The sequence below is a fragment of the Granulicatella elegans ATCC 700633 genome (assembly GCF_000162475.2).
Taxonomy (GTDB): domain Bacteria; phylum Bacillota; class Bacilli; order Lactobacillales; family Aerococcaceae; genus Granulicatella; species Granulicatella elegans.
This window is the reverse complement of record NZ_KI391971.1, coordinates 1658009-1668121: the sequence shown is the minus strand read 5'-3', so window position 1 is coordinate 1668121 and position 10113 is coordinate 1658009. Positions and strand designations below refer to the sequence as shown.

Below are 10113 nucleotides of genomic sequence, written 5' to 3'. Positions count from 1 at the left end.
ACCCAACTGGAATCCCTCAAGAAGTGGACAATGGACACGTTCCAGATCCAGAAACAAGTGTAAACAAAACAGGGTTACCAGAAGGAACAACTGTTACATGGAAGACAAGGCCAGATGTTAGCACACCGGGTAGTCATCCAGGAGTAGCGTTAGTTCATTATCCAGATGGAACGGAAGATGAAGTTGAAGTACCAGTAACGGTAAAAGAACAAAAAGATACGTTCAATCCAACGGCAAAAGAACCGAACCAAACGGTTCGTCACAACGAAGTACCAGATCCAGAGAAAAGTATTAATACAAACGACTTACCAGCAGGAACAAAATATAGCTGGTCAGAACAACCAGACACAAGTAAACCAGGAAGTAAGACAGGAAAAGTATTAATCACATATCCAGATAAGAGTACGGAAGAAGTGACGGTAACGGTAAACGTAACGCCACAAAAAGATGAATACACACCAACTGGAATCCCTCAAGAAGTGGACAATGGACACGTTCCAGATCCAGAAACAAGTGTAAACAAAACAGGGTTACCAGAAGGAACAACTGTTACATGGAAGACAAGACCAGATGTTAGCACACCGGGTAGTCATCCAGGAGTAGCGTTAGTTCATTATCCAGATGGAACGGAAGATGAAGTTGAAGTACCAGTAACGGTAAAAGAACAAAAAGATACGTTCAATCCAACGGCAAAAGAACCGAACCAAACGGTTCGTCACAACGAAGTACCAGATCCAGAGAAAAGTATTAATACAAACGACTTACCAGCAGGAACAAAATATAGCTGGTCAGAACAACCAGATACAAGTAAACCAGGAAGTAAGACAGGAAAAGTATTAATCACATATCCAGATAAGAGTACGGAAGAAGTGACGGTAACGGTAAACGTAACGCCACAAAAAGATGAATACACACCAACTGGAATCCCTCAAGAAGTGGACAATGGACACGTACCAGATCCAGAAACAAGTGTAAACAAAACAGGGTTACCAGAAGGAACAACCGTTACATGGAAGACAAGACCAGATGTTAGCACACCGGGTAGTCATCCAGGAGTAGCGTTAGTTCATTATCCAGATGGAACGGAAGATGAAGTTGAAGTACCTGTCACAGTTAAGAAACAAAGTGACACGTTCAATCCAACGGCAAAAGAACCGAACCAAACGGCTAAACACGGCAGTGAGCCAAGTGCAGAAGGAAGTATCAATACAGATGGCTTACCAAAAGGCACAACGTACACATGGGTAGAAAAACCAGATACAAATTCAACACCAGGAAGTAAACCAGGAAAAGTATTAATCACTTACCCAGATAATAGTACGGAAGAAGTACCTGTAACGGTTGAAGTAACGCCACAAAAAGACGATTACGATCCACAACCAAAAGCACAAACAGTAGAACATGCTCAAGTGCCATTGGCAAAAGATAGTGTTGATAATGCTAAAGACTTACCTGAAGGTACAACATTTGAATGGAAAGATGGAAATATTCCAGATACTTCTAAGCATGGTGAGAAAAAAGGAGTAGTAACTGTTACTTATCCAGATAAGAGTACAGAAGATGTTGAAGTTACAATAAATGTAAATCCAGAAGACTTCACTCCAGTAGTTCCAAAAGAAAAAGTACCAGTGAAAGATCCTGATAATTTAACACAAGAAGAACAAGATAAAGTGAAGGAAAATGTGAAAAAAGCAAATCCAGGAAAAGACATAACTGTTGATTCAAAAGGTAATGTAATAATCACTAATCCGGAAACAAAAGTCAGTCATACTATTCCTCGTGATGAATTGTTATTTGCATATGCAAAAGGTGTACCAGAAATTTTGGAAGTACCAGAATTCAGCGGAGGAGTAAGTACCCCAGATTCTCCAATTTATGAAGTGCCAGAATTTAATGGTGGAGTGAATGGAGAACCAGAGACTCAAGAAGAAGTGCCAGAATTTAATGGAGGAGTAAATACCCCAGATTCTCCAATTCATGAGGCTCCAGAGTTTAATGGAGAAGTGAATGGAGAATTACCTGATCCAGTAGAAAGTCCAAAAGTCAAATTAATTATGACAAGATGGATTGATGAAAATGGTAATGAGTTGAAACCAGCAGATGCAAAAGCACCTAAAGTTTTAGGAGAAGAAAATGAAGCATTTGAACATGGTGAAATTGAAGGGTTCGAATTCTTAAGAACAGAGAAAAATAAAGATGGAGATATCGTAACTCACATCTTTAGAAAACGGGAAGTTCTTGAGAATCCAGTTAGTGAACCGAATAGAAATATCTATACGAATGTAGAAGAACCACAACAAACACCAGATGATGCTCATTCAACTCAAGCTTCAAGTGAACAACAAACAAATGAAGATAGAGTTGCTCGTCAAACTCAAGAAAAACAACAAATCCTTCCAAAAACTGGTATGGGAAGTGAATTGCGAATATTCTCTAGTGCAGTTGCTTCTATTCTTTTAGGATTAGGATTTATGATTCCTAGAAAAAAAGAAGAAGAGTAATAAATAATATAACTGAATAAAGAGAGAGTTCGACAAATCCTGTTAGTGAGAAATCACTGACAGGATTTTTTATATAACAAATGAAAATTAAAAATGTATTAATACATATAATTCCAACAAACGTATAGTATTCAAGAGTTTGATGTATGAAATTTTATATAATTAATATTTCTTTAATGAAAGCCCTTTATTATCTAATTTTTTCACCCAAGGGGAAAATCTATTGATTTTAGTTTGAGATTTGATATTATATATCCTATACCATACAGGTAAGATTAATATGTGCTTTGTGAAAAGTGATTTTTACACGATTTTCATAACTTAAATAATATATATTTTTAGCGATATATATATAATGAGTCCGAAACGAAATTTTATACAAAGTTCATAAATATATCTACCAAATAGAAAAAAGAGTAGCTGCATGGGAAATATATCTTACCCATTACCCGTAATTAATACCTCAAAAATATTTAACTCATGCAGCTGCAACATTTTTCTAAGATGATTACTTCATGAAGGAGGAGGAATCTAGTAAGTAAAAGTTGAATAGAAACCACATAGCAAATCTTATTGGTGAAAGATTGCCAAGGGATTTATTTTTTTGGATTTTTTTAGGCAATTGTTATGAAATTTTAAAACAAATGAATAATAATTGAAAATATTGTCATAAAAAATCTAAAACATACTATGGAACAAATATCCTAAAAAGAGCTTTATAGTTAAATAAAAATATAAAACTTTACTTTGAATATTTGTTAAAAATATTAGTTTTACTAAAGGAGAAGATGATGAAGAAAAATAGTAATTTCCGTGCGATTCAAGCACAACGTTTTTTAAGATATAGTATTCGTAAGTTCAGTGTAGGGGTAGCAAGCGTGGCCATTGCATCTGGATTAGCAGTATTAGGTGGAGTAAATGTTCAAGCTGCTGAAGAAGCAACTACAACAACTCCAGCTACAGAAGAAGTAGCAACAGTTAGTGCAAATAAAGAAAACAAAGAGAACAAAGAGAATAAAGAAAGTAAAGTAGTTGCAGAGAAAGCAAATAAAGCTAACTTAAACTCAGCTATCTCTCGTTTAGAAGTTGCTATTGAAAAAGTTGCATCAAATGATAAAACAGCTTCAGCAATTGCATCTGCAAAAGCAGAATTAGCAAACGCAAAAGCATTAGACGCAAATGAAACTGCAACACAAGCAGATGTAGATAAAGCTGCTAAAGAATTAAATAACAAAGCTTTCGTTATTGAAAGTATGCCAAAAGCAACTTCAGATAAGAAAGAAGAAAAAGAAAACAAAAACCAAGATTCACGTAATGGTCAAGCGATTCCTGGACAAGGTGAAAGTGGATTTAGAGCAGTAGATACAACTGCAGCTAATTCAGCAGAAGAAGCAACTAAATATAAAGGTGCAAGAGATGCAGCTTTACCAGAATTAGAAGCTAATATTGCTAAAATTAAAGCCGAACTTGCAGCTGAAGAAGGAAAAACTGCTAATAAACAAGATTTAGCTAAAATTGACACATATAAAAAAGTGATTGAAAAAGCTGAAGGTATTGCAACAGCAGCAAAAGCAGCAGATGCAACATCAGCTAAAGAAATGAGCAAACAAGCGGAAGCAGTTAAATCTGAACGTGATTTATTAAAATTATACTTAGATGGAAAAGCTGATTTAGGAGCTCCAGTAAGTGAAAACCATGCTGGTTATGGAAACAACCCTTCTAATGGTGTGTTTGAAAGCTTAAAAGAAGGTTTTGGAGATAAAGTAACTTTCTCAGATGCAGATAAAAAATCATTTACTGTAGCTAAGCAATATGAAAGCGGACGTGATTTAACAAATAAAATCAAAAATCTACCAGATGCAAAAGATCCAATTGGTAGTGCAACATACAACTGGCAAGAAAAAGCTATTACAAAAGCTGACGCAGAAGCTGGTATGTTAAATGGTTGGAAAATTGAAAATGGTGAAAAAGTTAATGCGGTTAAACCACTTGATGTAACGAATGTTACAGATAAAGATGGTAATACAAGTGATCGTGAAGTATGGAAATCTAAAGTTTATACAAATGATGGTGAATTAATCAAATATCAAACTTCAGGTGAAGTAAGTTACGTTAATGGTAGTGGTTTAGTACCACTAGCAATGCCAACAATTACTGGAAGAGCTTCAGAGGATTCTAGTAAAAGAGTTCTAGGAATGCAGAATAATACATTTGGAGAAGTTAAGAACCGTGATTATTACTTAGAATTAGGTAGTCAAGGAACAACTCTTTCTAAAGAATATGATGTAAATGCACTTTCTCGTTTAACTGTAAGTTTAATTCACAGTGGAGCATATGGTGGTTCTACAGCAACAGATGCTGGGGAACGCGTTAAATTAAAAATTGTTGATGCATTCACTGGTGCTGAAATCAAACCAGTTGATGGTAAAGATGGAGCATTAACAACAGAACAAGGACCTTATTCTGGAACTGGTTGGACACACTTAGATAGACTTTATGATATCCCTGAAGGTACTACTAAAGTTAAGGTGTTAATTGAAGCAGGAGAACAAGGGACAAATTCATTAATCAATGATAATAATATCAAATTAAAAGATGGTTATATTATTGGTGGGATTGGTATTGCGACAGCACCTGCTGCAGAAGTAGTAACAAATGTTCGTTCTCAAAATAAAGAAGATGAGTATGGATATACAAAAGACACTATTTATGAAAAAGGCCAAAAAGGTGTATTTGATATCGATATTAAAAACACTGGTGGAATGAATATTGATTATTACACAGCTCAAAAAGTAGAAGTAACTGTTAAAGTTCCAAAAGGCGTAACATTAGAAGATAAAATCTATGATGCTAATGGTGGGGGCGCATATTTAGGAAACACTTATGCAAATGATATTGTCTGGACACCAAATGATCCTGCTGATAAAACACAAGGTGGAACAATTACTTATAAAGTTCCTGCAGGAAATCGTATGCCAGCTGCTGAAGGTGGGTCACGTAAAACAGAAATTCCATTTACAACTGCAGATAATTTCATTGGACCAGCTGATTTCAAAGTAACAGTGAAAAGTGGATTTGGAGATACTGACGCTTTAGGAAACAGATTATATTCATACACTGCATTAGGTGGAGATCCTGCTTATTCAAACCAATTTAACCGTAATGGTCTTGCAGATTCTGACAACCCTGACTATGTATATGGAAAAGTTATCTTTATCAACAGCTTAAAAGGAAGTACAGTTGTTACTGTTCCAATTAATACGACTGATGATCAATTAAAAGAAGTGGCAATCGCGAAAGCTAAAGAAGAAGTTGCATCTGCTAACTTCACTCAATTATTAGAAAAAATGAAAGCAACAGCAGCACTTGGTGATACTGCTGGAAGTCTTTCAAACGTTACAATTAGCTCTAAAGATAAAGTAGAAATTACTAAAATCGCTGAAGATGGACGTGGAATTGTTAAAGTTCCTGTAACTTATACAGCAGACGGTAAAACATATGAAACTACTGTTGACGTAGAAGTAAACGTTGTTAAATCAACGACTAAACCATTGGTAGTATTTGAAGGCGATGAAATTTCTCCAACAACTGTTAAAGAAAATGTAACTCCAGCTGAAATTAATAAAAAAGCTGGTCAAGCTAACGAACCACAAGCAACTGATATCTTTGACACTAATGGTAAAGTTGGACAAACAGGTCTTAAAGTACCAACAACAGTTACTTACAATGTAGATGGAACTACAATTACAGAGAACGTTGAAGTACCTGTAACTGTATTACCAAAACCAAAAGCAGACGAAATTCTAGTTGCTAAGAACAGTGATAAAGAAGATGCAAAAGCTAAAATTCTTGAAAAAGCAAAAGCAGCACTTGGTGAAACTTATACAAACAAACTTCCAGACGGAGTAACATTTGATAAAGATAATATGACAGTTGGAGAAATCCCTGCATTAACTGAAGATGGAGAAGTGCCAGTAACTGTTAAATATACAGTTAATGGTGAAGAAAAAACTACTGTAATTAAAGTTCCAGTAACAGTAGTAGAAGGTAGTCCACAAATTGTACCAGTAGATCCAAAAACTGCTCCAAAAGCAGAAGATAGCATTGATCCAGCTGATTATCCAGAAGGTGCAAAATTCAAATATGAAAAAGAACCGGATACATCATCAACTGGAGATAAAGAAGTTAAGGTTATCGTAACGGATAAAGATGGTAACGAATTAGTAAAAGTACCAGCAACAGTACGTGTAGTAGATAGTAAACCACAATTTGTTGTTGCAGATTCTAAGAAACCACAACCTGATGTTAAATCAAGCATTACTCCAGAAGAATATCCAGAAGGAACAACATTTGAATATAAAGAACCAGTTGACACAACAACAGCAGGAGAAAAAGATGTAGTTGTTGTAGCAAAATTAGATGGAAAAACAATTGTAGAAGTACCAGCTAAAGTAATGGTAGTAGATCCTAAGACACAATATGTGTTTGAAGACTCTGCTAAACCACAACCATCAGCTGATGAAAGTATTGATCCAGAACAATACCCAGAAGGAACTAAATTCTCTTATAAAGAACCAGTTGATACAACAACACCTGGAGACAAGAAAGTAACCGTAGTAGCTAAAGACGGTGAAGACAAACTTGTAGAAGTACCTGCAGTTGTTAAAGTATTACCATTAGTGAAACCAGAAGGGTTAACAGTTCTTAAAGGAAGCGAAAACTTAGAAGCTGCAGTTAAAGCTAAAGCTGAAGAAGTAGTAGCTGCATTACCAAAAGATAAACTTCCAGCAGGTGTAACTGTAAAAGTTAAAGAAGTTAAAGCAGGAACTACACCAACAACAGCTGAAGTAACTGAAACAGGAAAACCAAAACCAGCAACAGTAGTTGTTGAATATACTGATGATAAAGGAAACGTTATTGGTACAAAAGAAGTAGAAGTACCAGTAACGGTAGTAGGATCAACTCCAAAATCAGTAGTTGTGTTTGAAGGAATAACACCTGAAAAAGATAAAGTTAAAGAATCAGTAACACCAGGACAAGGTGGAACAGTTGGAGAACCAACAACATTACCAGAAACAGCTGGAAAAGCTGGAGCTACAGATGTAACAGTTGATGTACCAGTAACTTATGACAATGGAAAAGTAACTGAAACAGTTAAAGTACCAGTAACAGTATTACCAGTAGCAAAAGGTGATGTAACAGTAGCTAAGAATACTACTCCAGAAAAACTGAAAGAATTAGCTAAAGCTAAAGCTGATGAAGCAGTTAAAGCGACTGATTTCGTATCTAAATTACCAAAAGGTGCAACAGTTACTGTAGGTGATGTAACAAAAGCTATTGAAGAGAAAGTAACAGCTAACAAAGGAACTGGAGTAACAACAGTAGAAGTACCAGTAACATACACAGTTGATGGACAAGACTACACAACTACAATTCCAGTAACAGTAAATGTGAAAGGTTCAGATGTTAAACCTGTATACGTTGTAGAAGGTGACAAACCAAAAGCTGATGATGTCAACAAAGCAATCACTCCTGATACAGATGGAACTAAAACACCTGTAACGGATGAAGACATCAACAAAGCTATCCCAACAACAGAAGGTAAAGTTGGAGATAAAGATGTTAATGTTACTACAAAAGTAACATATCCTAACGGAGTGGAAGAAAAAGTAACAGTACCAGTAACAGTATTACCAAAAGTTTCTCCAGAAGGTGTAGTTGTACCAAAAAATAGTGATAAAACTGAATTAGAAAAAGCTATTAAAGATGAAGCTGAAAAAGCAGCTAAAAATCTTAAAGGTTTACCAGAAGGTGTAACAGTTACAGTAACAAATGTTGAAACAAATACTGTACCAGGAACTGAAAATGCAGGTAAACAAACACCAGCTAAAGTACAAGTTAAATACACAGATAAAGATGGAAATGAAATTACAAAAGTGATTGAAGTTCCAGTCAATGTTGTAGAAGCTGTACCTACACCAATCGAAACACCAGTAACGAAAACACCATTAACAAAAGAGGATTACACTAAAGGAATTACAATTCCAGAAGGTGGAAAAGTTACAAATGTAGAAAACTTACCAGACTTAACAACACCAGGTAAGAAAGAGCCAGTAAAAGTTACTGTAACATTACCTAATGGAAAAACAATTACAGTAGAAGTACCAGTAAATGTAACACCAGTTAAGGAAATTGAAACACCAGTAACGAAAACACCATTAACACCAGAGGATTACACTAAAGGTATTACAATTCCAGAAGGTGGAAAAGTTACAAATGTAGAAAACATTCCAGACTTAACAACACCAGGTAAGAAAGACCCAGTTAAAGTAACTGTAGAATTACCAAATGGAAAAGTGATTACAGTAGAAGTACCAGTAAATGTAACACCAGTTAAGGAAATCGAAACACCAGTAACGAAAACACCATTAACAAAAGAGGATTACACTAAAGGAATTACAATTCCAGAAGGTGGAAAAGTTACAAATGTAGAAAACTTACCAGATTTAACAACACCAGGTAAGAAAAATCCAGTTAAAGTAACTGTAGAATTACCAAATGGAAAAGTAATTACAGTAGAAGTGCCAGTAACAGTAACTCCAATTAACGAAATCGTTAAAAAAGTTGGGGAACCAATTACAGATGATGATGTTAAGAAAAATGTTAAGATTCCAGAAGGTGGAAAAATTATTTCTATCGGAGAGAAACCAGGAACAGACACTCCAGGAGAAAAACCTGTTGTTCAAGTAGTTATTGAATTACCAAACGGTAAACAAATTACAGTAGAAGTACCTGTAAAAGTTGTACCAAAAGATTCATTAATTCCACAACCACAACCATCACCAGGAACACCAGCACCACAAGTTAATAAAGTGGTAACACGTTTCGTGGATGAAAATGGTAAAGATATCACTTCACCAGAAGAAGGATTGAAAGATCCTAAAGCTCTTGAAGGATATGTGTTCGACAAAACAACAACAGATAAGAATGGTACAGTATTCCACCACTATAAGAAAGCAACTGCACCAACACCTCAACCTGTTGAACCAGCAACACCAGGACAAGCAGAACAACCTGCAATTCCTACACAACCAGCTACACCAGCAACTCCAGCAAATGCTCAAGCAACATCTCAAGCACAAGCTTCAGTTGCAAAACAAGAATTACCAAATACAGGTATGGCTGAAATGAATGTCTTTGCACCAGCTGTGTTAGCAATCTTAGGTGGATTAGGATTAGCAGCACCAGCATTAGCTAAGAAGAAAGACGAAGAATAATCATTGATGTTATAAATTAACGAAATGATAGCAAACGACTGAAACGAAAAGTTTCAGTCGTTTTTTTGTAAGAAAATAATTCCTAATGAATAGTGGAATAATCTATCAAGACATAGGAGAAATTCATGAAATAATATATTTTTAAATTAGAATTAAAGAAATATATATTTAAAACAAAATAAAATAAGTAAAATTCCGAATGCATTTTAAAAGCAAAAAGCATATTCTGTCGATAATAAAAATCCATTCACAATCTTTTGGAATGAAATGTTTATGAAAAAATTAGTCTAAAAATGAAAGGATTATTTTACAAAAACACTGCTATTATAAAGTTT

2 protein-coding genes are annotated in these 10113 nt (G+C 35.1%); both read left to right on the top strand.

The window, feature by feature from the left end; all coding sequences use genetic code 11:
* Positions 1-2501: SIALI-17 repeat-containing surface protein (locus HMPREF0446_RS08595; protein WP_020991444.1), on the top strand; the 2501-nt coding region annotated here is incomplete at its 5' end.
* Positions 2502-3292: 791 nt separating this feature from the next.
* Positions 3293-9778, top strand: coding sequence for a Rib/alpha-like domain-containing protein (locus tag HMPREF0446_RS07720; protein ID WP_006703867.1), 6486 nt, complete (start codon positions 3293-3295; stop codon positions 9776-9778).
* The last annotated feature ends 335 nt before the right edge of the window (positions 9779-10113 follow it).

What these genes read in the sequence shown, in the direction of transcription:
- HMPREF0446_RS07720 (WP_006703867.1), top strand. Translation starts at nt 3,293, where the DNA reads ATGAAGAAAAATAGTAATTTCCGTGCGATTCAAGCACAACGTTTTTTA.